The sequence below is a fragment of the Flavobacterium psychraerolatum genome (genome assembly GCF_025960985.1).
Taxonomy (GTDB): domain Bacteria; phylum Bacteroidota; class Bacteroidia; order Flavobacteriales; family Flavobacteriaceae; genus Flavobacterium.
The window spans coordinates 73,027-97,944 of record NZ_JAOQMX010000008.1 but is presented as its reverse complement, the minus strand read 5'-3'; the positions used below and the strand labels follow the sequence as shown (position 1 = coordinate 97,944).

The following is a 24,918-nucleotide window of genomic DNA, read 5'->3' as shown; positions in this document are numbered from 1 at the left end:
CTATTATGTATCTTTGCTCTTGTGTAATTTGGCTCATACTTTGCAATTTTTGGTCGAGGAGCAAGTAAGGCAAAATTTACCATTCAGCAAAAGAGAAAAAGATTTAATTTTCTTTTCTCTTTTCTGAAAAAAAATCATCCAAACGGCAACTTCCAAATGTTGCATTTATTAATTGAATCTAAGGGGGTTAGAGGGACGATTTAAAGTGATTTAGCTTTAATTGATAATACTTTTTTAAATACAGTTTTTTATTCTGCATTATAACGAATAGTTAGTATTATAAAAGCTTAATTTTCTTTAATTAACTTCTTTCTTTTTAATTATACCAGCACTTTTAAATTCCGCACATGGCCAAAGATCTTTTATACACTTTTTGATCAACCCGCGAGCTACATACACGCTACTTTGTAAAATATTTTTATCATTTTCTTTCTTTAGAAAAATTCTCTCCTTCACCAACTAAAGTTAAGCTTGTATTTTCTCTTCCTCTTCCAATTTTCAATGTTTTAACTGTTCCATTATCGAAATCTAGGGTTACTGATTTTTCAATTAATTTAAATTTTCCTTCAATTTTTTTTCCATCTCCCTCATCGAATATAAATGTGCCATTATCGAAAAAGCTCACTTTTCTTACTGCACTATGTGGTGTAAACCAATTTCCAATTAAATTGCTTTTCGAGTAAGACTTCAGATCATAATCTTTTTCGACAGTCAAATTTATCATTTTAGAATATTCCTGTTGTTTCCCGTTATTAATCAACTTTAGAAAAACGCCCGTTGCTTCTGCAGTTTCTCCCACAAATTTATTTTCTATGATATAACTCCAGTTGTCACTTTTAAATATATAATGGTATCCTCCACTTGTTCCTTGTTTTTCAACTTTTCCGTCGTAGAGGACAAGGGTTGGCTTGGTAGCGATTGATTTTGGTTTATCCCACGAACTGTATCTTAAATCTCCATTTTTGAGATTGTCGATTTTAATGATGAACTTATCATTTTCGCAGTAGATAATAGTATTCTCCACTTCTGAATTGAGTTTTAGCATTTGTTCTTCTACGCTGATCTCTTTTATTTTCGAATCGAACTTAGTCTCTTTTTGAGTTAATTCGGTTTCTGTTCGAGTACTATTATTTTCGTTCTCAGAATTTTTACAGGAAAAGAAGCTAATTAGTATGGCTAAACTTATAAAATGTCTCATAGTATAATTTATTTTGTGTTGTTAATTTGATAAATGCTTATATAACGCTTTGTGTTTTAATCTAAATTGATATTATTTTTATACAATATTGATGCCCTTTTTATTTCAGTTCCTCTATTTTCTTTTCAGTAATAAGCGGTTTGCCATTTAACGCCTGAACTAATGTTGATACTGCAAGAAGTCCATATAGAATTGAAACAACTATTGTTGCTTTGGTGTTTTTAAAAATATAAAAGGAAAGTAGTGGAAGTAGCTGTAAAGCATGCATGCCTATAAAGTGAGAAACTCTCAAATCGCCCACCGTTTTACTCCAACCAATGAGCCACATATTTGAATTATCATTGATTGCACCGACACTGTGATTCATGCGCGACCCCATTAAACCTCCTTCGAATGAAAAAACCACAAAAATTAAAATTCCTAAACGAATGGACCAAACATAATAGGATGGTAAATTTGGGAAAGACTGCGTGAAAAACAGCAATCCAATATAAGCAGTATACAAGGTAACCACTGCGGCCACTAAACCCATTAGTGAGTACAGCAGCGAATAGGTTGGTGTGCTACTATTGTAATGAGATAATTGCCCCTTTGATGCTTGAAAAATAATATACAGCAGTTCAAAACCAAACAATATAATGACTGTCCAGTTAAAAGGGGAAGTATTAAAATCAGATAGATAATGGCAGTACCAAGCCATAGTCCAAGAGTACAATCCCAATGAGACTGCAAATTTGAAAGGTTTGAACCAAGCATTTACTCCGTGAATTTGTGTTGCTGTTGTTTTTGTTAATACAATACAAATTACTGAAAGTAGTAAGCAGAACAAACCAAAGTAAAACAAGGCGTCGTTACGCACTTTTAATTCTTTTATTAAACCTATAAATCCTTCTATCATCATGTGGTTGTTTAGGCAATTTTGAATCTCGGCACAAAATAATTCAAACAGTAAAGCATTGCAGCATACGTCAAAATTAAGGTTGGCATATTGGTATTAAAACCCAAATCAAATTCTGGAATACCCAACAATTCTCTAAAAGAACGTGTGGCGATAAGTAACATGAAGATCATTCCGTAGCCGAAAACAGCAATAATCGCTATTTTGTTGGTAGCAGTTCGTGTAATGCCTTTTTTCGTTTCTTCAGTAAAGAAATACCAGAGTGCAACAGCACTAAAAATGGCTTCTATTAAAATCGCGATGTATGGAGAAGCGGCGTACAAACCAAGTCCTGCCTCAGTAGTGCCTGCGCCAAATACATGATGCATATGACCAGAGAAGAAATCCAAAATAAAATGAATTCCGATTAGAAACATACTGACTATTCCTATTTGGGTGCTTTTGAATACTAATTTCCCTATGATGAAAACGATAGCCAACCAAAACAATAGTGGTGCCAAATCGTGACTATACAACATATCAACCGCCATATTGCTTAATGTGGCATCAAAGGCATCACTTGGTGTAGTGGTTTCTAATCCCAGATAATGAAAGGTAAACCAGAGTAAATCCTGCAATTGTGATAGGATTAAAAAATATAATAAAGCTCCTTTTGGATACTTTTGCTTCGCTATTAATGCTGTTGTGAAATGTCCTGCTAACATATTTGTTGTTTAAATTTTGTATTTTTGCTATCGAATCGAAAGCAAAAATAACAATTACTATCGAATCAATAGTAATAATTTTAAAAAATATGGAAAAAGAATTTCGTTCAGGCTGTCCAATCTCTTCTACACTTGATGTTGTAGGCGATAAATGGTCTTTGTTAATCATCAGAGATATGCTCGTCAAACACAAAAAGACGTTCAAAGAAATATCAGATTCTGATGAGAAAATTGCACCGAGTATTTTATCTGCCCGACTAAAATTATTAGAAACCTATAAGCTAATATTCAAGATAAAACTTCCTGAGAATAAGAAAGAGAATATTTATTTGTTGACCCCAAAAGGCATAAGTTTGACGCCAATTATTGTTGAATTCAGTTTGTGGGGAACTGATAATATGCGCGAGTTCACTACCATTGATAATATAGACGGACTAAATTTAGACAAGTCGGATATTATAAAATCAATCCAGGATGGTTATAGTGCTATGGTGACTGCTCTATGTTAAAGTGTTCTCAGGTTATTGCTGAGGTTTGGGTTAAATCAAAAACAGTAGTGATTACTGGGATGCAGGAGAGGTAGAGCATATAGTAAGGATTCAGAAATTAGTGTTTCCATAATGTTTGTCCATTATTCAACATGAATTACTGACCGTGGTCTTAATTTCAATGTGTGGCCTTTGGATCCTATGTCGTTATGAGATTTAAAATGCTTAATAAGGTTGGATGTAAATTCAGTATAATTTTTGTTGAATTTTTGGGAATATAGAATGTAGACAACAAATTCAGCCAAGGTTTTTTATATTATGAAATATAAATATATAAAAAAAGCTTCATATTTCTATGAAGCTTTCTTAGTAGCGGGAACTGGACTCGAACCAGTGACCTTCGGGTTATGAGCCCGACGAGCTGCCTACTGCTCTATCCCGCGATATACGGTAAATTTAATAAACTTAGTAGCGGGAACTGGACTCGAACCAGTGACCTTCGGGTTATGAGCCCGACGAGCTGCCTACTGCTCTATCCCGCGATATATTTTGAACTTGTGCTTTTTAAACTCAACTAGGCTAGCTTTGTTTATTAATAGTACACAAAATGTTTTCAGAACTTGTTTTCTTTTTAAGGAATGTGATTCAGTGAGGTTGCTACTGCATTTCCTCGTTGTTTCGGGTGCAAAGATATATATAATTTCTAGATTAACAATACATTAATTTTAAAAAATGTTTTATTTCATCTATTGACTTGATATGACTACCTTTGCAGCATTAAAAAAAATTAAGTAAATGGCACACAAGGCAGGTTTTGTAAATATTATAGGGAATCCTAATGTAGGGAAGTCAACGTTAATGAATGCGTTTGTTGGGGAAAGGTTATCTATTATCACCTCAAAAGCACAAACGACTAGACATAGAATATTAGGAATTGTAAATGGAGAGGACTTTCAGTTGATACTTTCGGATACCCCTGGAATTATCAAACCAGCTTACGAAATGCAGGAGTCGATGATGAACTTTGTGAAATCTGCTTTTGAAGATGCTGATATCTTAATATATATGGTAGAGATTGGGGAACAGAACTTAAAGGATGAAGCTTTTTTTAATAAAATCATTCATGCTAAAATCCCTGTATTGTTATTGTTGAATAAAATTGATAATTCAAATCAAGAACAATTGGAAGAACAAGTTGCTTTTTGGGCTGAAAAAGTGCCAAATGCTGAGATTTTTCCAATATCTGCTTTGAAGAATTTTAATGTACCTGAAGTTTTTGGTCGAATTTTGGAATTATTGCCTGAATCACCAGCCTATTATCCAAAAGATCAATTAACTGATAAACCAGAACGATTTTTTGTAAACGAAACTATTCGTGAAAAAATCTTATTGAACTATAGTAAAGAAATTCCATATGCAGTTGAAATTGTTACAGAGGAATTTAATGAAACGGACACTATTATTCGTATCCGTTCGCTTATTATGGTAGAACGTGAAACTCAAAAAGGGATTATCATTGGTCACAAAGGTGCTGCTTTGAAAAAAGTAGGAGTGGAGTCACGTGAAGATTTAGAGAAATTCTTTGGAAAACAAATTCATATCGAATTGTATGTGAAGGTGAATAAAAATTGGAGAAGTAATGCTAATATGTTGAAACGTTTTGGATACAACCAAAATTAATTTAAGTTCGTGGTTTTTAGCGATTTATTAAATAAAAAAAAGTCAGTACTAGAATTTGTTTCTACTACTGACTTTTTTTATGATTATTAATCTGTTTTAACAGTCTTTAGTCTAGAGAGCAGTCTTGGGTTTGCTTTGTTTGAGAGGGTTTGTAATAGTTTCTTTGATCGAGAGTTGTGATGTAATACTGCATTGGCCAATTATTTTTATGATTCTAGAATTTCTAAGAATACTTTTTCGAGCGCATTCATTTGGTCGTTACCGCTATGTCTGATTTGGCGTGCAATGAAGTATAGTGAAAACCAGGCAATGACCATCAATCCTAGGAGTGTAAAATCAAGTGTAAGTGCATTTTTTAAAACATAATTGGAGTAAAGTATACCGCAGAAAACGAGAAATATTCCTGCGATTATAAAATGTAGAAACATAAAGAAGGTCCATAGGGTTTGGTCGGGACCAAATAAACCGCGGATATGTGTTTCATTTTCAGATGGAGTTTCTAGTTCTAAATGTAAGTGAGGGGAAAAATATTTTTTTTCCGGTCCTATAATGTGGAGCCAAATATGATTTCCGCTTATTTTTGCATAATAATGCTCTTGTTTTGTTTTACTAAATGCTATGAATTTGGATAATAGCACACTGGTTTTTTGAGGTACATTTTTGTGAAAACGTAACAAGAGTCTAACTTCATTATCGACTTCCATAATAAGTTGGTTTAAGGCTAATTGTCTGTGATACTGCTAATATATCAAAAAAAATGAAATGCAAGCTTTTAAACACTACCTTTGTCGAATATTTGAAAAATAGATTATGAATAACATTGTTGCGATAGTAGGAAGACCTAATGTGGGGAAATCAACCCTTTTTAATAGGCTGATACAAAGAAGAGAAGCTATTGTAGATTCTGTTTCGGGAGTTACCCGTGATAGAAACTATGGTAAAAGCGAGTGGAACGGGAAAGAATTTTCTGTGATTGATACAGGTGGATATGTACGTGGTTCTGATGACGTGTTTGAAGGAGAAATTCGCAAGCAAGTAGAATTGGCGATTGACGAAGCAGATGTAATTATTTTTGTCGTTGATGTTGAGGAAGGAATTACGCCTATGGATGATACTGTAGCAAAATTACTTCGTAAGGTTAAAAAACCTGTGTTATTGGCCGTTAATAAGGTTGATAATGCCATGCGTGAGAAAGATGCAATTGAGTTTTACAACCTAGGATTGGGTGAGTATTACACATTTGCAAGTATTTCTGGAAGTGGAACTGGAGATTTGTTGGATGCTTTGATTAAAGCTTTTCCAGAGAAACCAGAAGTTGAAGAAACTTCTGATTTGCCACGTTTTGCAGTTGTAGGACGTCCAAATGCGGGAAAATCTAGTTTTATCAATTCATTGATTGGAAAAGATAGATATATTGTTACTGATATTGCAGGAACAACTCGTGATTCAATTGATACAAAGTTTGACCGTTTTGGATTTGAATTTAACTTGGTAGATACTGCGGGAATTCGTCGTAAAGCTAAGGTGAAAGAAGATTTGGAGTTTTATTCGGTGATGCGTTCTGTACGTGCGATTGAGCATGCCGATATATGTATTTTGATTATTGATGCAACTCGTGGATTTGAAGGCCAGGATCAAAGTATTTTTTGGTTGGCAGAGAAAAATCGTAAAGGTGTTGTAATTTTGGTTAACAAATGGGATTTGGTCGAAAAAGAAACGATGACAACTCGTGACTATGAAGAACAAATTAGAGAGCAATTAATGCCATTTACAGATGTGCCTATCCTTTTTGTTTCGGCATTGACAAAGCAACGTTTGTTAAAAGCATTGGAAGCTACTGTAAAAGTATTTGAAAGTAGACAACAACGTATTCCCACTTCAAAATTCAACGATTATATGTTGAAAATTATTGAAGCGTATCCGCCCCCAGCTACAAAAGGGAAGTATGTGAAAATTAAGTATTGTATGCAGTTACCAACTAAGACACCTCAGTTTGTGTTTTTTGCCAACTTACCGCAATATGTTAAAGAGCCTTACAAGCGTTACCTAGAAAATAAAATTAGAGACAACTGGGATTTCTCAGGTGTGCCAATTGATATTTATATTAGAGAAAAATAGAATAAAACACCGTTTTATTCACTACCCCGAAAGAGCAATTTGCTTTTTCGGGGTATTTTTTTGCAATTAGATTAAACCTTTCTGTGGTTTGGAAGTCCTAAAATGAAATACTACCAAACCAAAAATTACCATGTTGAAAAATCATTTTTTATTACTATTCTTATTCGTTTCCTTTTTTGTTTCTGCTCAGGAAAGTTATTTTATTCAGGGGCAAGTGTTGGATATTAATACACAACAACCTTTGGAGGCTGCGAATGTATACTTTTCTGTGGTGAAAGATTCTTTAAAGTTGGGGACCACTACAACGGACAATGCAGGGATGTTTAAGATTAGATTGAAAAAATACGATAACCCTGTTTTTTTGAATGTGTCCTATGTAGGTCATGAGAAATATAAAGATGAGTTGGGTGGAGTCACTGAGAATAAAGATTTAGGAACTATTTATTTGTTTAGCACCGAAAATGTTTTGAAAGATGTAGTGATTATGGCTTCAGCCCCGCCAATGATTGTAAAGCAAGATACATTGGAGTACAATGCCTCCTCATTTAAGGTGCGTCCTGATGATAATGTTGATGCAGTTTTAAAAGAATTACCTGGGTTTGTAATTGATGATGAGGGCAAAATTACGGTCAACGGAAAAGAAGTGAGTCAGATTTTGGTAAATGGTAAAGCTTTTTTTGGGAAAGATGGTGCTGTTGCTTTACAAAATTTACCTGCAGATATAATTAATAAAATTCAGGTGTCTGATTTTAAAACTAAAAGTGAAGAATTGTCTGGTGATGATGCTGCCTCTGATTTTTTGAGTGTGAATTTAACTATTGACGAAAAAAAGAATAAAGGTTATTTTGGAAAATTCTTAGGTGGTTATGGTACAGATGATCGGTATGAAGGTAGTTTTTTGGTCAATCAATTTGATAAGAAGCAACGTATAAGCACTGTTGGGTCGACTAATAATATTAATTTATCTGGATTTTCGATCGATGAAGCCTTTGGTGAAGATAAGGGGAATTCGAATGGCGATGTGGGCGCTACCATTTCGAGAAAAGGAATTACAACAACTAATTTGGCGGGTCTTAGTTATTTTAACGAATGGTCTGACCAGTTAGAAACTACTGGCGATTATTCTTTTAATAGTAGTGCAAATACAAATACTAAAAAATCGACTCAAACGCGATTCTTACCTACCGGAAATATTACTACTGTATCTGACAGTGATGCAAAAACTGAAAACACCAATCATAGGGTTAATTTTGAAATCGAATATAAGCCCTCGGAAACAACTCAAGTTGTATTTGAGCCTAGGCTTCGCAAATCAAATTTTAAGAACAATGGTGCATCTTCGAGTATTTCCAGTGATGAATCGGGAGCTTTGTTAAATGAGAATAGTGGTACATCATCAAGAAATACAGATTTGCTAAGTTTTGATAATGAATTAACCTTTAATAAAAGATTTGCTAAACGTTCTCGAAACCTAAGTTTTTCATTAACCAATAGCAATTCCAAAAATGATCTGCTGGGATACAATAACAATTCTACAAAATCATTTACAAGTGGTAATGTTCGATTGCGTAATCAGATGAATGATAATTCGGTAGTAAAAGATCTTTATTATGCTCAGTTGGAATACACAGAGCCTATCTCCACTGTGATTCGATTGCGTGTGGGGGCAGATTACAAATCAGATAATCGTATTACAGATGAAAAAACATATAATTTTGACACAACAACCAATTTGTATACTGTTTTTAATGATGCACAGTCTAGTTATATCGCATCCAATCAACGGGTAATTTCTCCCAAAATGGGCTTTTTCTATGATGATAAAGTTTTTTCCTTTAATATAAAAAATAATACGTCGGTAATTCAGTATGACAACACATCTTTGTATTTGGGCAATACTACCAATTTAAAAACAAATTATTTTATACCAGAATGGCATACCCAGATTAAGTACAAAGTAGATCGATCTAATTATGCTTTGCTAAAGTATGATTATCGTGTAAACTTGCCAACTGCTTATCAATTGCTTCCGGTGACCGATATAAGTAGCCCTGTTAATACAGTAGTGGGGAATCCAGATTTGGAGCCTATTAAAAAGCACAGTTTTAATTTTAATTTCAGAAATTATAATATGAAAAAACGTTCTGGATATAGCTTTTTTATGAAGACAGATATTATTGATAGTGATATTATTTCGACAAAAGTATATGCTACAGATGGTACAAGTTCTACTACTTTTATTAATATCAACAATATTTACAAATCTAGTATGGGAGCAAATTGGAACAAGTATAAAAAAATAGAAGGAAATAGTTACCGCTACGGGATGGCTTTTAAAACAGATTATTCTTTTGATAAAGGATTTGTTAATAATGTATTTTATGATGCTAAAATTTTATCTGTAAGTCCTAGAGCTTATTTTTCTTATAACTATGGGGAGTTGTTGTCGGTGTCTCCATCTTATAACCTTTCTTATGTAGAATCTAATTATAAAAATTACTCGATTGCTAAACGATCTAATGTTATTCATAAATTGAATTTGAGAGCAACTAATTATTTTGGTAAAAAATGGGTTTTGAGTAATGATTTTGGATACAGCTATAATTCTAATTCTGGAAATGGCTATCGAAATGATTATAAATTATGGAATATGAGTTTGGGCTATACCTTTTTGGATAAAACATTGACTGCAAGAATGAAAGTCTTTGATCTCTTAAATCAAAATCAAGGATACACTAGATCTATTACCGATACGTCAATACGTGATGAGGAAAATACGGTTTTGAAACGCTATGCTATGTTTTCTTTGATTTATAAAATTAAAAACTTTGGAGGTATGACTCCATCAGAGTCCAAAAAATCGGGTCGTCGCAGTAATGAAAGTGGGGACATGTAGTAAAAAAAGTTTTAAAATATAATTGGTTAGTTGTTTAAATACAATACGAATAGAGTCATTTTGGTTTATGACTTTATTATTGAGTAAAGTATTGTATTGAAAAAGTCCCAAGAAATTGGGACTTTTTTTCTTCAATCGTTTTTTTTCTTCTTCGAACTATTGATCTAATTAAAATTGCTTTTGAAAATTCTAGGTGTAAATTTTACTTGAACATAGGCCCAAGTAGCTATGCGGTCTGGGTTGCCTGTTTTTTTTAAGGTAGTCAATGTTTCTGTTGGAAAGGTAACAGAGAAACCTGTTTCTATGTTGGTATACGCGTTGGGTTTGTATGCGACTACAAGATCGTGCTCGTACCCCATGAATTTGGTTAATGCTTGATTTGTATTTGTTATAAAATTACGCTGAGTATAAAACAAATGATTTTGAGAACTTAGATCAATTTTAGAACCTAAATTTTTATTGATAAATAAATAAGGATTTACTAATCCGACATTACTGATATCAGATGGGAATTTGGTAAATAAATCCATAAAACCATTAAAGCGATGTGCGACTCCATATAATGGGGTGAAACTATGGTCTACAGATCCACTCTGTCCTTTGGTTCCGCTCAGGAGTTCTGCTCCTAATCGTATTGAGTAATGATTAACAACGTTATATTTAACTTCTGGCTGAATGTACCATGCATTTATTGTTTTACCAGTATTGTTTCGTCCTGTTTGTAAATAGCTATTAGTAGTAGCATACCAATTTTTATATTTAAATTCCAATCGGCCACCATAAGTAAAACGCCAGTAATTTTGTTCTTTGATTATCGCGTCTTGATAAGCATCGGCAGCAATTATGGTTGTTATTGCAACCGCTTGATTAAAGTCATATTTTAGATAATTTACGGCTAATACTTTGTAGTTGGTCCATGTTGAGGCGGTGCTACTAGTTGGGGTAATACTCAATTCTGCAGGTGTAAAATCCGTACCGAAATTACGTTCTGAAGTTTGATTGTATGCGCCAACCAGTTCGCTATTCAAGTTCTTTTTGTGGTATCGAAAGTTGATTGCATCATGGCTAGTAGCATTTACCCTCCAATCATTTTCTGCAAATAAACGTTGGTTATCATAAACAATACGTTGACGTCCTATGCGAACAGACAGGCTGGGCGTGATGCTGGGTTCAACATAACCTTCAAATAGTTGAATAGTTCCGTTTAAGCCTTTGGGGTCGTGTGATCCCCAAACTCTTGCGTCCTGAAGTGATACTACTGCATTGAAGAGATCATCCTGTTTATAATCCATGGTAAGGCGACTCCTTTGATTGACAAAAGTGCTTGCCGCACTATAATCTGCTGGGATATTTCCATAGCCATTTCGGTATTCTACCCTATTTTTCATTTGTAAATCTACAAGTAGTGTTTTTTCTTTTACTTTGTCAGCTTGCTTAGCAGTGTACATAGTACGAAGAGAATCAGCTTCTGATTTTTTAATGATTTTACGTTGGACTAATAAATTCAATAGATCTTCTGAATTTTGAGCAAATGAATTGCCGAAAATTAATAAAGTAAAAACGAGTAGGTAACTTTTTTTAATGACCATTGGGTAAAGTGTCAGTTGAGGTTGTTGTATCAGTTGTTTGTCTCAGTATTATGATTTCTTTTATTTCGAAGAAAATATTTTTTTGTATTTACAGATACAAATATATATAAATCCTATGTAATTAGTCGAATTTAAAATATATTTTTTTATTTGTGGACTAATGAGGCAATAGTGATATTTTTCATGGCTTTTAGGGTTTCGTCACGAATGGTCATTAAACCGTGTCGCAGCAGGCATTCGGCTTCATCAGTACAGTCAGAACAACGTTCGTAAAAGTTAAGCGAAGCACAAGGTAACAAAGCAATGGCACCATCAAATAGGCGGTGAATATCTGCAAGAGTAATTTCATTGCCAGATTTTAAGAGATAATAACCACCATACTTTCCTTGCTTACTGCCTACAAAATGGCCGCGTTTTAAATCCAATAATATCTGCTCCAAAAACTTTTTCGGAATATTAGCGGCTTCGGCAATATCCGTAGTCTTAGAGATTTGATCTACATCTTGTTGCGCTAGATAGAGCAATGCTTTGAGAGCGTATTTGGTTTTTTGTGAAAGCATATTCTAAAGGTGGTCTCTACTATGGTTTGAGAAATTTTAAGTTAAAGATAAAAAATTTTATAAAAGACGCAAGTTAATTCGTTATTGTTTCTATGTTGATGTTACGCAATTGTATATTATGAGGCAGAAGGGAAGCTTAGAAGGAGACAATTCTATTTTGAAAAGTAGTTTTAGATTTGAAAATTGATTCTTTTTTTGTTTAGTATTTAGCGTTTGGTCAGTATAAAAGAAAGTAGTGAAATCTTACTGTTTTTATTGAAATGTAGGATGGCAGTTCAAAATGGAGACAAGTCAGGAGACCTACCCTACCTAAAAATTGAAATTTCCGAGGATCAGAACTTTCAGTACAATAACGCGAATCAAAAAAATATTTGATTTTTCGATTTTTATAACAACTCTATTTTTAATAAAATAGTATTTTTTATGCAGCCTTAGGTATTCTTACCTTTTGCATGGTGGCTTGACTTTGTTAGTATGTTTTATTTATAAATCTAATCTACTCGCAAAATTGCTAAGCTATTGTGAAAAAAGAATTAGATACTTTAAATCATACCATTTGATTAAGGTAGTTCTTTGTACAGGTAAACGAAATTTCAAGATTGAAACACCAATGTCAGTAGAAATCGTATCAGATCATGTATTTGATCTGTTACAGGATTTAAAGATTTAAACATCCAATAAAGACCGTATTTATTTAAACTGAAAGAGGCTGACCTTTTCGGACAGCCTCTTTCAGTTATTATATTATGGCTTGTAATTATTCTTCACTTAATTATTTTTGAAGAAAATTGAGGTTTATTATGTTTCTTTACCAACTTCCGCCAGATCCACCGCCAGAGAAACCTCCGCCGCCAAATCCACCACCGAAGCCGCCGCCACCGCCGAAACCACCACCCGATGATCCGCCACCAAAGCCACCGCCGCCACGTCCCAAATTACTTAGGATAATAGCATCGAGCAGGCTAGGTCCGCCACCACGATTGCCAGAGTTCCCGCCACTACCGCCACCTTTATTCTTGGAGGCAAGAATTATGATAATCACAATAATGATAATAAAAGGTAGAATAGGGAAATCTTGACTTTCAGCTTGTTTGCGTTGGCCTTTGTATTTTCCTTTAAAAACATCAATAATAGCATCGGTACCTTTGTCTAGTCCATTGTAGTAGCTACCTGCTTTAAATTCAGGAATGATAATATTTCTGGTAATTTCACCACCAATTCCAGCTGTCAATCGGTCTTCGAGACCGTATCCAGGTGAAATCCATATTTTTCTTTCAGCTTTAGCCAACAAAATTAAAACACCATTGTCATCTTTTTTGGTTCCACCAATTCCCCATTGCTGTGCCCATTTTGGGGTTAGAATTCCAATATCTTCTCCTTTTAAACTTTCAATAGTAACAATGACTATTTGGGTTGTAGTACTATCAGCATAGTGTACGAGTTTTTCTTCCAGTTGTGCTTTTTCGGAACTACTCAACACATTGGCGTAGTCATATACCGAAGTTTGCATTTTTGGGATTTCGGGAATCGTAAATTGGGCAAATAGAAAACTACTGTTCAATAAAAAAAGGAGCGCAATGGTTACGTTCCAATTTATAGTCGAAAATTGAATTTTGTTGTTTATGTTTTGCTTTTCCAAAGTTAATTTTTGCATTGTTATCCTTTTGAAATTTCGTTAGACAACTCGTTGATGTCGTCGCTAGTGTAAGGAAAGTGCTTTTTTAATTCTTGACCAGCACTCAAAATTCCGTCAATCAATCCTTGTTTGAAGTTGCCAGTTTTAAATTGTGCTACCATGATATCTTTAGTATTATCCCAAAAATCATCGGGAACAATATCGTTTATTCCTTCGTCACCTAAGATTACAAAGTTTTTATCACTAACGGCAAGGTAAATTAAAACACCATTTTTTTGTTGGGTTTTGTCCATTCCTAGCAATTTGAAAACAGCCAAGGCACGATCGTAATGATCAAGATCAGTTGTGTCTTCGATATGTACACGAATCTCTCCCGAAGTATTTAATTCTGCGGTTTGAATAGCTGCTACGATAGCATTTTCTTCTTCTGAGGTTAAAAAATCTTCAACTTTTGACATATGTTTTCAATTATTTATTCCCCCTTCGGGGATTAGGGGGAAATTAGAATTTTACTTCTACCGGTTTATCAGCACCTTCAACAGCGTTGAAATAAGCTTTTTCTTTGAAACCAAACATACCTGCAAATAATGAATTTGGGAAAGTTTTGATATGTACATTATAAGGTTTAGCAGCTTCGTTAAAACGAGTACGAGCCGTCAAAATTTGATTTTCAGTACTTGCCAATTCATCCTGTAATTTCAAGAAGTTTTCATTTGCTTTCAAGTCAGGATATTTTTCTACAGTTACCAATAAACGAGACAAAGAGCTACTTACTCCAGATTGAGCAGAATTAAATGCGGCCAATTGCTCTGGTGTAATGTTTGTAGGATCGATAGTTGTTTGTGTTGCTTTTGCACGAGCCTCAATAACAGCTGTCAATGTGCTTTTTTCAAAATCAGCAGCACCTTTTACTGTGTTCACTAAGTTCCCAATAAGATCATTACGACGTTGGTAAGCCGTTTGTACATCTCCCCAAGATTGTTCTACATCTTGACCCAAAGTCACTGCAGTATTGTTAATTCCTTTAATCCAACTGTAACCTGCAAATACGACTACTGCAACAATAATCCAAGGTAAAAATTTTTTAAAATCCATGTTTCTATTTAATTAAATGTTAGTTATTTATTATTTGTTTTACTTATTTTATTGAATCTCGACTACGATCAACTTGATATAATCGATTGTGATTTAATTTTGATCTTTGATTCTTGTTAAAGCTCATTTTTGATATTCGTCAACTGAGTTTTTATTCCTTCCAGTTTTCGAATAATATCAAATTTATCGAGTGTTTTCTTTTGGCCTTCCTTCAAATGTGTTTTAGCACCTTCGAGCGTAAAACCTCTTTCTTTTACCAAATGATAGATCAATTGCAAGTTGGTGACATCCTCGGGTGTAAACATTCTATTTCCTTTGGCATTTTTCTTAGGTTTTAAAATGTCAAATTCACTATCCCAAAACCGAATCAATGATGCATTCACATTAAAAGCCTTAGCGATTTCGCCAATGCTAAAATATCTTTTATCTTTAGAAAGCTCTATGTGCATATTCTTTTTTTAATAATTATTTTGTTCAAAAATCAAATGTCAATTTCAAAAATCAGTTTTGATTGCTAAATCAAAAATTGTTAATCAACAATCGTTAATAAGTTGTAAAATCCTTAATCCAAAGATTGATTCTCCTGATTTGCAATTTGTGAAATTGCCACATATTCCACTGCAGAGATATTACCATAATAAAAATTCAATGGATTCACGACTTGGTCATCTTTATGAACTTCATAATGCAAATGTGGTGCTTCCGATCTTCCGGTACTCCCTACAAAACCAATTACATCACCTCGTTTGACACGTTGTCCTGCTCGGCAGTTGTATTTACTCATGTGAGCGTACAAAGTCTCGTATCCATAACCATGCCTAATCACCACATGATTCCCGTAACCGGATGCATTGGCATCTGCTTGTGTCACCGTTCCGTCACCCGTAGCATATATTGGAGTCCCCGTTTGAGCTGTGAAATCCATGCCCTCGTGCCTTTTTCGAGCTTTTGTAAACGGGTCAGTACGGTATCCAAATCCAGATGCCATTCGTTTTAAATTTTCATTTCGTACTGGCTGAATGGCAGGGATAGCTGACAAAAGTTTGTTTTTTTCTTTCGCCAATTTTAAAATAGCATCCAATGATTTGGATTGAATTACCAATTGTTTCGCCAGAATATCTACTTTTTCAGTCGTCGTCGCTACTAGTTTTGTATTGTCGTACCCTTGTAATTCGGCATAGTGATTAGGATCTATTATTCCGGATTTTCGTTCTTCGGTTTCAATCGGCGAAATATTAAAATAAGTACGGTACAAATTATTATCTCGATCCTCAATCGCAGCGGTAACAGTCGAAAGCTCTTCGATTCGCTTATCCAAAACCTCATAATTTAGTTTTAAATTCTCAATTTGACGAGAAAGGAGTCTGTCTTTTGGGGTATCAAAATAAGGGCTGTTCAATAATATGACGAAACAGATAAAACCAAACAACGACGAAGCGACCAAAAATAGCACTAAATAAGCAAATTTGTGTCTTTTTTTGGTTTTAATCTTTCGATAAGCTAGATTTTCAGAATCGTAATAGTATTTTACTTTCGCCATATTTTAAAATACCCTATTTTTGCACGTCCAAAAGGGTTAGTTGAACAAATTTAATAAATGTTTCATTTGTAACAGTCCTTTTTTCGGAATAATAATATTTAGGGCCTGATCCAGCTGTTCGTTGCAAGTTCTCGATAGGTACTCTTTTTTTCTAGTGAACCCGCAGGAGCTTCCTTCGGTCGCTCTGCCGCTTCAAGAAAAAAATAGAGTCCCCATTCTCGAAGCTTTCCACTACCATCTGGGGCATGAAATGGTGCTCAGAACAACATTCGATTAAAATTAAAATTAATACTGCCCAAGTGGTAATAAAATAAAAACTTTGTGCTTTTGCGCCCCTGTCTACCGGCAGATTTATGGTAAATAAAGTTTCTGAGTAGTAAAAAACATAAAAATGAAATCACAAGACATTCGCAAAGCGTATCTACAATTCTTTGAAAGTAAAGGACACCTTATTGTTCCTTCGGCTCCTATTGTTCTAAAAGACGATCCTACCTTGATGTTCAACAACTCAGGTATGGCACAGTTCAAAGAATATTTTTTAGGGAATGCCACACCCAAAAGTAATCGTATTACCGATACTCAAAAATGTCTTCGTGTATCAGGAAAACACAATGACCTTGAAGATGTAGGATTTGATACCTACCACCACACCATGTTCGAAATGCTTGGAAACTGGTCTTTTGGTGATTATTTCAAAAAAGAAGCTTTGCCTTGGGCTTGGGAATTCCTGACGGATGTTTTAAAATTAGACAAAGACCGTTTGTATGTTTCTGTTTTCGAAGGAAATGAAGCTGAGAATGTACCTTTCGATCAAGATGCTTTTGATATTTGGAAACAATTTGTTCCCGAAGACCGAATTATTTTAGGAAATAAAAAAGATAACTTTTGGGAAATGGGAGACCAAGGACCATGCGGACCTTGTTCTGAAATTCATATCGATTTACGTACCGATGAAGAGCGAGCTGCCGTTTCTGGTTTTAGTTTAGTTAACGCCGATCATCCGCAAGTAGTGGAAATTTGGAATAACGTATTTATGGAATTCAACCGGAAAGCCGATGGTTCATTAGAAAAATTACCTGCACAACACGTAGATACCGGAATGGGATTTGAGCGTTTGTGTATGGCAATGCAAGACGTAACGTCTAACTATGATACCGATGTTTTTACACCGCTTATAACTAAGGTGGAACAAATTACAGGATTGAAATATACTTCAAACGAGATCAAAAACGTTTCTGAAGAACAAAATAAAACCAATATCGCTATTCGTGTGATTGTGGATCACGTGCGTGCAGTAGCCTTTGCTATTGCTGATGGGCAGTTGCCATCCAACACGGGAGCAGGTTATGTGATTCGTCGAATTTTGCGTAGAGCGATTCGTTACGGATTCACCTTCTTGGATACCAAAGAGCCATTTATTTTTGAATTGGTGGCTGTTTTGGCAGATCAAATGGGTGAGTTTTTCCCAGAAATCAAAAAGCAACAAACTTTGGTTACCAATGTAATTCGTGAGGAAGAAGCTTCTTTCTTGAGAACAATTGAAAATGGACTTAGTAAAATTTACTATCATATCGGATTAATTCAAAGTTTAAGTGAAGAAGGAGCTCATCCTGAAAAATTAATTAGCGGAAAGCTTGCATTCGAACTTTACGATACTTACGGTTTCCCACTTGATTTAACTGAATTGATTGCTCGAGAAAATGAACTTTCTGTTGATATCGAAGGTTTTGATAAAGCCATGCAAGAGCAAAAATCACGTTCTCGTGCTGCATCTGAAGTATCTACCGATGACTGGAAAATTTTAGTCGAAGGGAATACAGAAACTTTTGTAGGCTACGACCAAGTGGAGAACGAAGTGAAAATTACTCGTATCCGTAAAGTAGATTCTAAAAAAGACGGTGTATTGTACCAAATCGTTCTTGACGCTACCCCTTTCTACCCAGAAGGAGGAGGGCAAGTAGGTGATAAAGGAACATTGTTTTCGGCAAATGAAACGATTGAAATCATCGATACTAAAAAAGAGAATAACTTGATTTTGCATTTTACCAAGAAATTGCCAGAAAATGTAAATGCTAATTTTATCGCCAAAGTAAATACCGATTTAAGAGGGTTGTCAGCCAAAAATCACTCGGCTACGCACTTAATGCACCTAGCATTGCGCACGATCTTGGGTACGCACGTAGAGCAAAAAGGATCATTGGTAAATCCAAACAACTTGCGTTTTGACTTTTCGCACTTTTCAAAAGTAACCGAAGATGAATTGCAACAAGTAGAAGGTTTTGTAAACGAAAGAATCCAAGAGCAATTACCATTGATCGAAAGAAGAAATATTCCGATTCAGCAAGCTTTGGACGAAGGCGCAATGGCATTGTTTGGAGAGAAATATGGAGATAATGTACGTGCCATTAAATTTGGAAACAGTATGGAATTGTGCGGTGGAATCCACGTGAACAATACAGCTGATATCTGGAATTTCAAAATCGTTTCTGAGGGAGCGGTTGCGGCAGGAATTCGTCGTATCGAAGCGATTACTAGTGATGCGGTAAAACAATTTTATGCTTCGCAAGAAACATTGTTGAGCGACATTAAAGCGACATTGAAAAATCCACAAGATGTTTTGAAATCAGTACTTTCTTTGCAAGAAGAAAATGCGAAGATCAAAAAAGAGATGGAGCAATTGCTGAAAGATAAAATTGACGGTTTAAAAAATAATTTGGTTAGCGAATTTAAAGAGGTAAACGGAATCAACTTTTTGGCAAAACAAGTCAATTTGTCTATGGGAGCTACCAAAGATTTAGCCATGGCAATTGGAAGTTCAAAACCAAATTCTTTTGTGTTTTTGGCTTCGATTGAGGATAATGCGCCAAATATCCACTGTTATATTTCTAAAGAATTAGTAAGCGAAAAATCGTTAAACGCTGGAAATATAATTAGAGAATTAGGTAAATTAATTGATGGAAATGGAGGAGGACAACCCTTCTTTGCTTCTGGAAAAGGAAAAAATGTAGCAGGTATTGCAGGGGCACTTGACAAAGTGATCGAATATGTACAATAACTAAATGAAGGTAAGAAATTGTAGTACGGTACTAATTTTTTTGCTTTCGATCCATATAATGATGGGGCAGAGTAAAATTGAAACTTCAAAAAAAGAGCTCACCGAAAAAGAAGGTGTTCATTATAACAATGGCACCACAACGGTTAGCTCTGGTAGGAGTTCTGCAAAGCCAGATGATTCAGTAATTGATAATCTTTTTGTAGAAGTTGTGACAGCTGTTTTTTATTATACCGCATGGAGCGTAGTAAAATACGGCATTATTGGGGACTATAAACATGAAAAGCATTTGCTGAATACGCTTACTGCTTACCCTTATCTTTTGGGCAATGAAGGTGATTATTCGGGGAAAGACCGTTACAGTAAAACCAATTTTAGGATTGACCTTGAAGATTCTTTCCTATACAACAGTAATACGTTGTATGGGAATCATTTTAAAGCAAAAATACGACCAACTGAATTGTTCTATTTTCAAGCCGATGCTCGTAATTTATTCGAAAAGGATCCAATAAATCAAAAGAATTATAATTTGTTTTTGGCAGATCTTGCTGTTTGTTATGACCGCATTCGCTTTGAGAAATTTAATTTTGGATGGAAGCTAGGGGTAAGCTACGTCGGGAATGAAGTGCATACCTTTGGTGTTGCCGCTGGTTTGAATGCCAATTATTTTATGACAAATAAAATAAGTTTTTCAGGAAGTACGAAATGGAGTGCTATTAATGGAAGATCACTGAGTTCGTATGAGCTGGATGCCAAATACCATAAGAAAAATGGCGTATTCAATTTCGGCTATGAACATTTGAAAATAGGTACCCCAACCTATGATTTTGTCAAATTTGGTGCTGGAATATATTTTTAGGTAATGCTTGACTATGTGACCTTGGTTTCATAGTATACTTAAAAGAATACCACAATATTTATTAAATTTTAATTTCATTAAATGAAAACAAGAAAGCAAATCTTTTGGTACTTATCGGTTGTTTTATTGTGTTTTGTTTCGTGTACCAGTGATGTGGATGACGAGGTTAAATACTTGAAAAAGATTGAAGAAACCTTAGATGGAGGGACTACTAAAATCACCACTTTTCAATATCAAGGTAATCAAATTGTTAGTATTGATAATGAAGAAAGTATACAGGAATTCACCTATGTAACAAGTGAGATTACGGCTATTACTACAACAAATAAACTAACTAGTCTCAAGAATGTAGTAAATTACTCTTATGATGGAGATAAGTTGAAGTCAGTGGAATCAGCGGGTGATTATCTTGTGAATTATAGTTACAATACTGATGGAACTGTTTCTTTTGAGAAATTTAATATTAGTATTCCAAATGTAGAAACTAAAATTTACCATGGCACACTTTATTTAAATAATAAAAATGTAGTCAAGGAGGATTATGTTTTGGATGATGTTGCCGTAGGTGTGATTTCTAAATTTAGTGTAAGTTACGAATATGACTTAAAAATCAATCCATTGCATAATATTATGGGATATGAAAAATTATTAGATCATAAAGGAGTTATTTCATCTAATAATTACCTAATCATGACGGAAGAAACGAGTTTTGAAAATAATGGACAAATTATTTCATCTGCATCTTTCTATAATAACAGTTTTAAATATGATGCAGCAAATTATCCAGTAGAAAAAAATTCACTGTTTAATATTCCTGATAAAGGCCTGTCGATTAATGAGAAGACAGTTTATGTTTATTAAATTTTGGTAAGTATCTAGTTTGATTATTTATCATTAATTAAAAAAATAAGATTTACTTCTAAACAGTTAATTAAGTCTGATGAGATATTAAAAGAGGCTATTTTAAATTTAAATAGCCTCTTTTCTGAAATAAAACATTTATTTAAATGATTTCAATATAGTTTTCAGGATAATTTTTTTTGATATGCTCATCCAATTTTTTTGTATGTACTTTCATTTTTTCTTGTAATGCTTTCATGTCATTTTCTAGTTTTTCACCTTCGGAGATAAGTTTTTCTCTTTCTTGTTTTAATTCACCTTTGATTTTACCTTTCTCTTTATCTTTTAGAATAGACAAATTGTTTTCCATACGTTTTAGCATAGAATTATTCGTTCTCACTTCTGGATTAACGATGGTATAAACATCAGAAGAAGCTAAGTAATCATGTGCTACATTAATTTCGGCATTGGCTATTACTTCTTTTAAGGTGCTTACAGAAACTATTTTATTTTGATTTAGATCCGCTTTAATTTGTTCAAGTGCTGCAATAGAATTATCTAGATTTACTTTGTAAAGACCACCGTCATTTTTACCTTCTTTTTTGATTGCTTCTATTCCTTTTGTTAAGTGTTCGTTTGCTTCCTTGATTTTTTTGGCTTCCAATTCTTGTATCGCTTGTGCAAAATGGGTATCAGAGGCATTCGGTATATCATTAATACTACTTTCTTCTATTATTTTTTCATTTTGCTGGGAATGATCTCTTTGTTTACAGCTTGCAAGAAATAGAGTGGAGAGCAGAATGAAGCTAAAAATGATCGTTTTTGAATTTTTCATGCTGTTTTTATTAAGTTAATTTTATATTTAAATACTTTTGAGGTAATAAATAATACCAGTTAGTATTATTTATAGAGTGAAGGTAATGATGTTAAATGAAGCTAAAATGAATTTTTATAGATGAGGAAGTTCATTATTTGAAATTTTTAACTCCTATTACAGGACGCTGTAGCTGCCTCATAGCGATAATCCTATTTTATCTACGTCCACCATGTCTAAACGCTGAAAATCTTGAAGCGAAATGATTATTTCGAAACATGTTTATATGTCTGTTTCCAAAATTATTTTGGATTCGAAAATTTTGAGTGTAACCTATATTACCACGTCTTCTCATATATAAATTTCTTGAATAATTTAATCTAAGAATGGGAGTACGGTGGTAAAAAGAACGGTAATTATTGCCTCTACCATAAAATTGTGAATATAGCATAGGTTGCCACATGTTGTATCCGTATGGTAAGTTATACCAGTTGTAAGGAGAATTCCAAACTGCATAGTAAGGATTGTACATATTTTGTACCAATGGCCATCCCCATACATTATAGGGGTTTTGATTTGAATATTGGTTGTTTACCGTTACTGTATTTTGATTGTTGGTGTTATTTGTCACCTCTTGTGTGTTATTACTTGACGCAATTGCTCCATTGTATACAGATGGTTCAACAATTGTATTGGAGGGGTATAAATTGGGGTCTCCTATAATTTGTACATTTGCTTGGTCATCGGCAGATTTTTCTACATTTATAGTTGCAATATCCTGTACTGTATTTTTACCAATACTAGTACTTAATACTAAAATATGAGCATTGTTTTCCTTGATGTCATTTATGGATATGTAGTCGGTTTTACCATCATTATTAAGGTCGAGATTGTTGATGTGATTATCTTGACTATTTATTGCTTTTTCGAATTCTTCTACAGATTTAGCTTTTTTAAACAATGCCAATGCACCTTCTAAACTAAAGTTTTCACCTTTATATTGAGGGATATCGTTATTCTGAGCAACAACAGAAACAATTGGGAACAGAAGTAAAATTAGTGCAATTTTTAATATCGTGTCTCCATTGAAAGTAGTTGTTTTGTGGAGATTAAAAGAGTATGTTTTCATTTTTTATAAATTTAGGAATTAATTTATCTTATGTTTTATATCAAAATTACAACCCATGAATGAAGTTAAAATGAAGTTGATTTTAAATAGAAAAGCTAGTAAATATCTTTACTAGCTTTAAAATAAAACGTTACTCTCTCCCAGGATTATGTTGTTTTAGGAGTCGCTGTTTTTTTTTCTTTTTTGATTTTTGCTGCTTTTTTAACGGGTTTTTTTTTGGTGTGATTGGTTATCACTACTTCTTTTAAATGTGTCAAATTGGTAGACATTGTTTCTGCATTTACCATTACTGAAGTTCCTAGAATACAGATTGCTACGATCATTAATTTTTTCATGACATTGAATTTTTGAATTAATAAAATAACCTTTTGTTATTTTGTTAGGGCAAAGATATAATGGTGAAATGAAGGTGAAATGAAGTTTTATATATTATAATAAATAAAATTTAGTTGGGGAAAATAAAGGTAAAAGTGGTGCCTTCATTTAATACTGCATTTACTTTAATTTCAATTTTATGTAAGTGCGCTATACTGGATACAATGGCCAGTCCAAGTCCTTGACCATCTTGCTCTAAATTAATTTTGATAAAACGGTCAAAAATGATTTTTGTTTGCGCCTCAGTCATTCCAATCCCAGTGTCTTGAATAGAAATTGAATATTGAGAATTCTGGTGTTCTTCAAAGATCTTGATGGTTCCTGTACTTTTAGTGAATTTTAATGCATTAATAATAATATTATAAAATAAAATATGGAGTAGTGCTCTGTTACCCTTAAAAGTGCAATTTGTATCGAGTGCGTTAATTATTGTAATGTTTTTATCCCCTATTTGGTCTTCTAGATCATTTATTATTTCAGTAAGTTGTTCCTTTAGATTAATTAGTTCAAAATTTGAGTATTGGTTGTTTTCGATACGAGAAATAAGAAGTAAATTATTGATAATCCGTTTTAAAGTATCTACGTTTTTTAACGAAATAGCAATTTTGTCCACTGCTTCATCATTCAGAGATGGATTATTGATTAAATTTTCAAATCGGTTTTTTAAAATTGAAATCGGCGTGAGTAATTCATGCGACACATTAGCTATAAATTGTTTCTCTTTCTTAAATTGATTTTGAATTCGGTGCATCATGCTATTTAGACCTTGGTCTAATGCGATGAACTCGGAAGTACTTGACTCAGTTGCACTAAAATCGAATGCTTCTGGTTGGTCTGATTTGTTAATTTTTGTGTCGATTAATTTTTTAAAAGGTCTTAAAAAATAATTGACAAATAATGATTGTATAAAATGATTGACTACGATTGATATCAAAAAAAACAGCAATAATAAATAGTGTAAGTTTTTTGTTAATTCTCCAATTTCGTCAATGTTCTTACCGATTTCTAAAATATAGTTTACTTTCTTATAACTGAATTCATGATATAGTACTCTAAAAAAAATTGTTTGATTGTCTAGAATTCGTTGTTCGTCTACCCAATAATCAGGTGTTAATACATTAGACTTGGATTGATATAATTGAACAAATTCACTATGAAGTGTAGTGAAATTGGCAAATATCTCCGAGGAGTCATTGCGTTTTATAAAATCCTTAATGTCTGAGTTCTCTATGGTATTATTGTCAATATTTTTTTTGAATACTTCTCTTTTTTCAATGCTTGTTTTTTCGATATTTTTATAAATAACTTCCTTGACTATATAGGGGATAGCAAACCAAAAAATGAGTATGAAAAAAAATCCAAGAAGTATATTAACAATAGATATTTTATTCTTTAATTTCATTTGTTTTTGTTTTGTCTGTAGTTGTTCAGCTCCATTATTATTAAT

General features: G+C 33.6%; 22 protein-coding genes and 2 tRNA genes. 7 read left to right on the top strand and 17 right to left on the bottom strand.

Going from position 1 to position 24,918, the window contains the following annotated elements; translation table 11 throughout:
- Window positions 1-421 precede the first annotated feature (421 nt).
- The 3 genes from M2326_RS05220 to M2326_RS05210 form a co-directional block, all read right to left on the bottom strand.
- Window positions 422-1,198, bottom strand: a complete 777-nt coding sequence (locus M2326_RS05220) for a hypothetical protein (protein WP_264618492.1) — start codon at window positions 1,196-1,198, stop codon at window positions 422-424.
- A 100-nt stretch (window positions 1,199-1,298) separates the two neighbouring features.
- Entirely contained in the window at window positions 1,299-2,099 is an 801-nt protein-coding gene (locus tag M2326_RS05215; RefSeq protein WP_264618491.1) for a hypothetical protein, read from the bottom strand.
- A gap of 8 nt (window positions 2,100-2,107) precedes the next feature.
- Window positions 2,108-2,800 (bottom strand): hypothetical protein, encoded by a 693-nt coding sequence (locus tag M2326_RS05210; RefSeq protein WP_264618490.1) that lies wholly within the window; start codon window positions 2,798-2,800, stop codon window positions 2,108-2,110.
- An 89-nt stretch (window positions 2,801-2,889) separates the two neighbouring features.
- Between M2326_RS05210 and M2326_RS05205 the strand changes: the two genes are divergently transcribed.
- Window positions 2,890-3,309 carry a winged helix-turn-helix transcriptional regulator gene (locus M2326_RS05205; RefSeq protein ID WP_264618489.1) on the top strand — a complete coding sequence of 140 codons (420 nt, stop codon included), beginning with the start codon at window positions 2,890-2,892 and terminating at the stop codon, window positions 3,307-3,309.
- A 349-nt stretch (window positions 3,310-3,658) separates the two neighbouring features.
- Here M2326_RS05205 and M2326_RS05200 read toward each other — a convergent pair.
- Window positions 3,659-3,731 (bottom strand) — tRNA-Met (locus tag M2326_RS05200).
- Between the two features lie 26 nt (window positions 3,732-3,757).
- Window positions 3,758-3,830: transfer RNA gene (locus tag M2326_RS05195), tRNA-Met, on the bottom strand.
- Window positions 3,831-4,083: 253 nt separating this feature from the next.
- Between M2326_RS05195 and era the strand changes: the two genes are divergently transcribed.
- Window positions 4,084-4,968, top strand: a complete 885-nt coding sequence (gene era / locus M2326_RS05190) for a GTPase Era (RefSeq protein WP_264618488.1) — start codon at window positions 4,084-4,086, stop codon at window positions 4,966-4,968.
- 206 nt (window positions 4,969-5,174) lie between these two features.
- Here era and M2326_RS05185 read toward each other — a convergent pair whose 3' ends face one another.
- On the bottom strand, window positions 5,175-5,672 hold the full coding sequence (locus M2326_RS05185; RefSeq protein WP_264618487.1) for a hypothetical protein: 498 nt from the start codon (window positions 5,670-5,672) through the stop codon (window positions 5,175-5,177).
- Between the two features lie 106 nt (window positions 5,673-5,778).
- Between M2326_RS05185 and der the strand changes: the two genes are divergently transcribed.
- Both der and M2326_RS05175 read left to right on the top strand, forming a co-directional pair.
- Entirely contained in the window at window positions 5,779-7,086 is a 1,308-nt protein-coding gene (gene der / locus M2326_RS05180; protein WP_264618486.1) for a ribosome biogenesis GTPase Der, read from the top strand.
- A gap of 130 nt (window positions 7,087-7,216) precedes the next feature.
- A complete protein-coding gene (locus M2326_RS05175) occupies window positions 7,217-9,982 on the top strand; it encodes an outer membrane beta-barrel protein (protein ID WP_264618485.1) in 2,766 nt (921 codons plus the stop codon).
- Between the two features lie 164 nt (window positions 9,983-10,146).
- Here the strand turns inward: M2326_RS05175 and M2326_RS05170 are convergent, their stop codons facing one another.
- The 7 genes from M2326_RS05170 to M2326_RS05140 all read right to left on the bottom strand — a co-directional run bounded on the left by M2326_RS05170 (window position 10,147) and on the right by M2326_RS05140 (window position 16,402).
- Window positions 10,147-11,571 (bottom strand): alginate export family protein, encoded by a 1,425-nt coding sequence (locus tag M2326_RS05170; protein ID WP_264618484.1) that lies wholly within the window; start codon window positions 11,569-11,571, stop codon window positions 10,147-10,149.
- A 146-nt stretch (window positions 11,572-11,717) separates the two neighbouring features.
- On the bottom strand, window positions 11,718-12,131 hold the full coding sequence (locus M2326_RS05165) for an RrF2 family transcriptional regulator (protein ID WP_264618483.1): 414 nt from the start codon (window positions 12,129-12,131) through the stop codon (window positions 11,718-11,720).
- An 808-nt stretch (window positions 12,132-12,939) separates the two neighbouring features.
- Complete coding sequence (locus M2326_RS05160; protein ID WP_264618482.1) at window positions 12,940-13,785, bottom strand: TPM domain-containing protein; 846 nt, start codon at window positions 13,783-13,785, stop codon at window positions 12,940-12,942.
- 2 nt (window positions 13,786-13,787) lie between these two features.
- Entirely contained in the window at window positions 13,788-14,225 is a 438-nt protein-coding gene (locus M2326_RS05155) for a TPM domain-containing protein (protein ID WP_108739087.1), read from the bottom strand.
- A gap of 43 nt (window positions 14,226-14,268) precedes the next feature.
- Window positions 14,269-14,862: a LemA family protein gene (locus M2326_RS05150; protein WP_264618481.1), complete on the bottom strand. Its 594-nt coding sequence runs from the start codon at window positions 14,860-14,862 to the stop codon at window positions 14,269-14,271.
- Window positions 14,863-14,978: 116 nt separating this feature from the next.
- Complete coding sequence (locus M2326_RS05145; protein ID WP_264618480.1) at window positions 14,979-15,311, bottom strand: MerR family transcriptional regulator; 333 nt, start codon at window positions 15,309-15,311, stop codon at window positions 14,979-14,981.
- A gap of 113 nt (window positions 15,312-15,424) precedes the next feature.
- The gene (locus M2326_RS05140; RefSeq protein ID WP_264618479.1) at window positions 15,425-16,402 is read right to left on the bottom strand and encodes a M23 family metallopeptidase; all 978 of its coding nucleotides are present in this window, start codon (window positions 16,400-16,402) and stop codon (window positions 15,425-15,427) included.
- A 391-nt stretch (window positions 16,403-16,793) separates the two neighbouring features.
- Between M2326_RS05140 and alaS the strand changes: the two genes are divergently transcribed.
- The 3 genes from alaS (at window position 16,794) to M2326_RS05125 (ending at window position 21,174) form a co-directional block, all read left to right on the top strand.
- Window positions 16,794-19,457 (top strand): alanine--tRNA ligase, encoded by a 2,664-nt coding sequence (alaS, locus tag M2326_RS05135; protein ID WP_264618478.1) that lies wholly within the window; start codon window positions 16,794-16,796, stop codon window positions 19,455-19,457.
- Between the two features lie 4 nt (window positions 19,458-19,461).
- Window positions 19,462-20,313 (top strand): hypothetical protein, encoded by an 852-nt coding sequence (locus M2326_RS05130; protein WP_264618477.1) that lies wholly within the window; start codon window positions 19,462-19,464, stop codon window positions 20,311-20,313.
- Between the two features lie 81 nt (window positions 20,314-20,394).
- Entirely contained in the window at window positions 20,395-21,174 is a 780-nt protein-coding gene (locus M2326_RS05125) for a hypothetical protein (protein WP_264618476.1), read from the top strand.
- Window positions 21,175-21,316: 142 nt separating this feature from the next.
- On the opposite strand, the gene M2326_RS05120 is transcribed toward M2326_RS05125, so the two are convergent.
- From M2326_RS05120 to M2326_RS05105, 4 genes are all read right to left on the bottom strand, one after another.
- A complete protein-coding gene (locus M2326_RS05120; RefSeq protein ID WP_264618475.1) occupies window positions 21,317-21,988 on the bottom strand; it encodes a hypothetical protein in 672 nt (223 codons plus the stop codon).
- Between the two features lie 196 nt (window positions 21,989-22,184).
- Entirely contained in the window at window positions 22,185-23,096 is a 912-nt protein-coding gene (locus M2326_RS05115; RefSeq protein ID WP_264618474.1) for a hypothetical protein, read from the bottom strand.
- 146 nt (window positions 23,097-23,242) lie between these two features.
- Window positions 23,243-23,431, bottom strand: a complete 189-nt coding sequence (locus M2326_RS05110) for a hypothetical protein (protein WP_264618473.1) — start codon at window positions 23,429-23,431, stop codon at window positions 23,243-23,245.
- 110 nt (window positions 23,432-23,541) lie between these two features.
- Window positions 23,542-24,873, bottom strand: a complete 1,332-nt coding sequence (locus M2326_RS05105) for a sensor histidine kinase (RefSeq protein ID WP_264618472.1) — start codon at window positions 24,871-24,873, stop codon at window positions 23,542-23,544.
- Window positions 24,874-24,918: the final 45 nt, after the last annotated feature.

What these genes read in the sequence shown, in the direction of transcription:
- M2326_RS05140 (WP_264618479.1), bottom strand. Translation starts at nt 16,402, where the DNA reads ATGGCGAAAGTAAAATACTATTACGATTCTGAAAATCTAGCTTATCGA.
- M2326_RS05205 (WP_264618489.1), top strand. Translation starts at nt 2,890, where the DNA reads ATGGAAAAAGAATTTCGTTCAGGCTGTCCAATCTCTTCTACACTTGAT.
- M2326_RS05185 (WP_264618487.1), bottom strand. Translation starts at nt 5,672, where the DNA reads ATGGAAGTCGATAATGAAGTTAGACTCTTGTTACGTTTTCACAAAAAT.
- M2326_RS05105 (WP_264618472.1), bottom strand. Translation starts at nt 24,873, where the DNA reads ATGAAATTAAAGAATAAAATATCTATTGTTAATATACTTCTTGGATTT.
- era (WP_264618488.1), top strand. Translation starts at nt 4,084, where the DNA reads ATGGCACACAAGGCAGGTTTTGTAAATATTATAGGGAATCCTAATGTA.
- M2326_RS05170 (WP_264618484.1), bottom strand. Translation starts at nt 11,571, where the DNA reads ATGGTCATTAAAAAAAGTTACCTACTCGTTTTTACTTTATTAATTTTC.
- M2326_RS05215 (WP_264618491.1), bottom strand. Translation starts at nt 2,099, where the DNA reads ATGATGATAGAAGGATTTATAGGTTTAATAAAAGAATTAAAAGTGCGT.
- M2326_RS05155 (WP_108739087.1), bottom strand. Translation starts at nt 14,225, where the DNA reads ATGTCAAAAGTTGAAGATTTTTTAACCTCAGAAGAAGAAAATGCTATC.
- der (WP_264618486.1), top strand. Translation starts at nt 5,779, where the DNA reads ATGAATAACATTGTTGCGATAGTAGGAAGACCTAATGTGGGGAAATCA.
- M2326_RS05160 (WP_264618482.1), bottom strand. Translation starts at nt 13,785, where the DNA reads ATGCAAAAATTAACTTTGGAAAAGCAAAACATAAACAACAAAATTCAA.
- M2326_RS05165 (WP_264618483.1), bottom strand. Translation starts at nt 12,131, where the DNA reads ATGCTTTCACAAAAAACCAAATACGCTCTCAAAGCATTGCTCTATCTA.
- M2326_RS05125 (WP_264618476.1), top strand. Translation starts at nt 20,395, where the DNA reads ATGAAAACAAGAAAGCAAATCTTTTGGTACTTATCGGTTGTTTTATTG.
- alaS (WP_264618478.1), top strand. Translation starts at nt 16,794, where the DNA reads ATGAAATCACAAGACATTCGCAAAGCGTATCTACAATTCTTTGAAAGT.
- M2326_RS05115 (WP_264618474.1), bottom strand. Translation starts at nt 23,096, where the DNA reads ATGAAAACATACTCTTTTAATCTCCACAAAACAACTACTTTCAATGGA.
- M2326_RS05120 (WP_264618475.1), bottom strand. Translation starts at nt 21,988, where the DNA reads ATGAAAAATTCAAAAACGATCATTTTTAGCTTCATTCTGCTCTCCACT.
- M2326_RS05150 (WP_264618481.1), bottom strand. Translation starts at nt 14,862, where the DNA reads ATGGATTTTAAAAAATTTTTACCTTGGATTATTGTTGCAGTAGTCGTA.
- M2326_RS05220 (WP_264618492.1), bottom strand. Translation starts at nt 1,198, where the DNA reads ATGAGACATTTTATAAGTTTAGCCATACTAATTAGCTTCTTTTCCTGT.
- M2326_RS05175 (WP_264618485.1), top strand. Translation starts at nt 7,217, where the DNA reads ATGTTGAAAAATCATTTTTTATTACTATTCTTATTCGTTTCCTTTTTT.
- M2326_RS05130 (WP_264618477.1), top strand. Translation starts at nt 19,462, where the DNA reads ATGAAGGTAAGAAATTGTAGTACGGTACTAATTTTTTTGCTTTCGATC.
- M2326_RS05145 (WP_264618480.1), bottom strand. Translation starts at nt 15,311, where the DNA reads ATGCACATAGAGCTTTCTAAAGATAAAAGATATTTTAGCATTGGCGAA.
- M2326_RS05110 (WP_264618473.1), bottom strand. Translation starts at nt 23,431, where the DNA reads ATGAAAAAATTAATGATCGTAGCAATCTGTATTCTAGGAACTTCAGTA.
- M2326_RS05210 (WP_264618490.1), bottom strand. Translation starts at nt 2,800, where the DNA reads ATGTTAGCAGGACATTTCACAACAGCATTAATAGCGAAGCAAAAGTAT.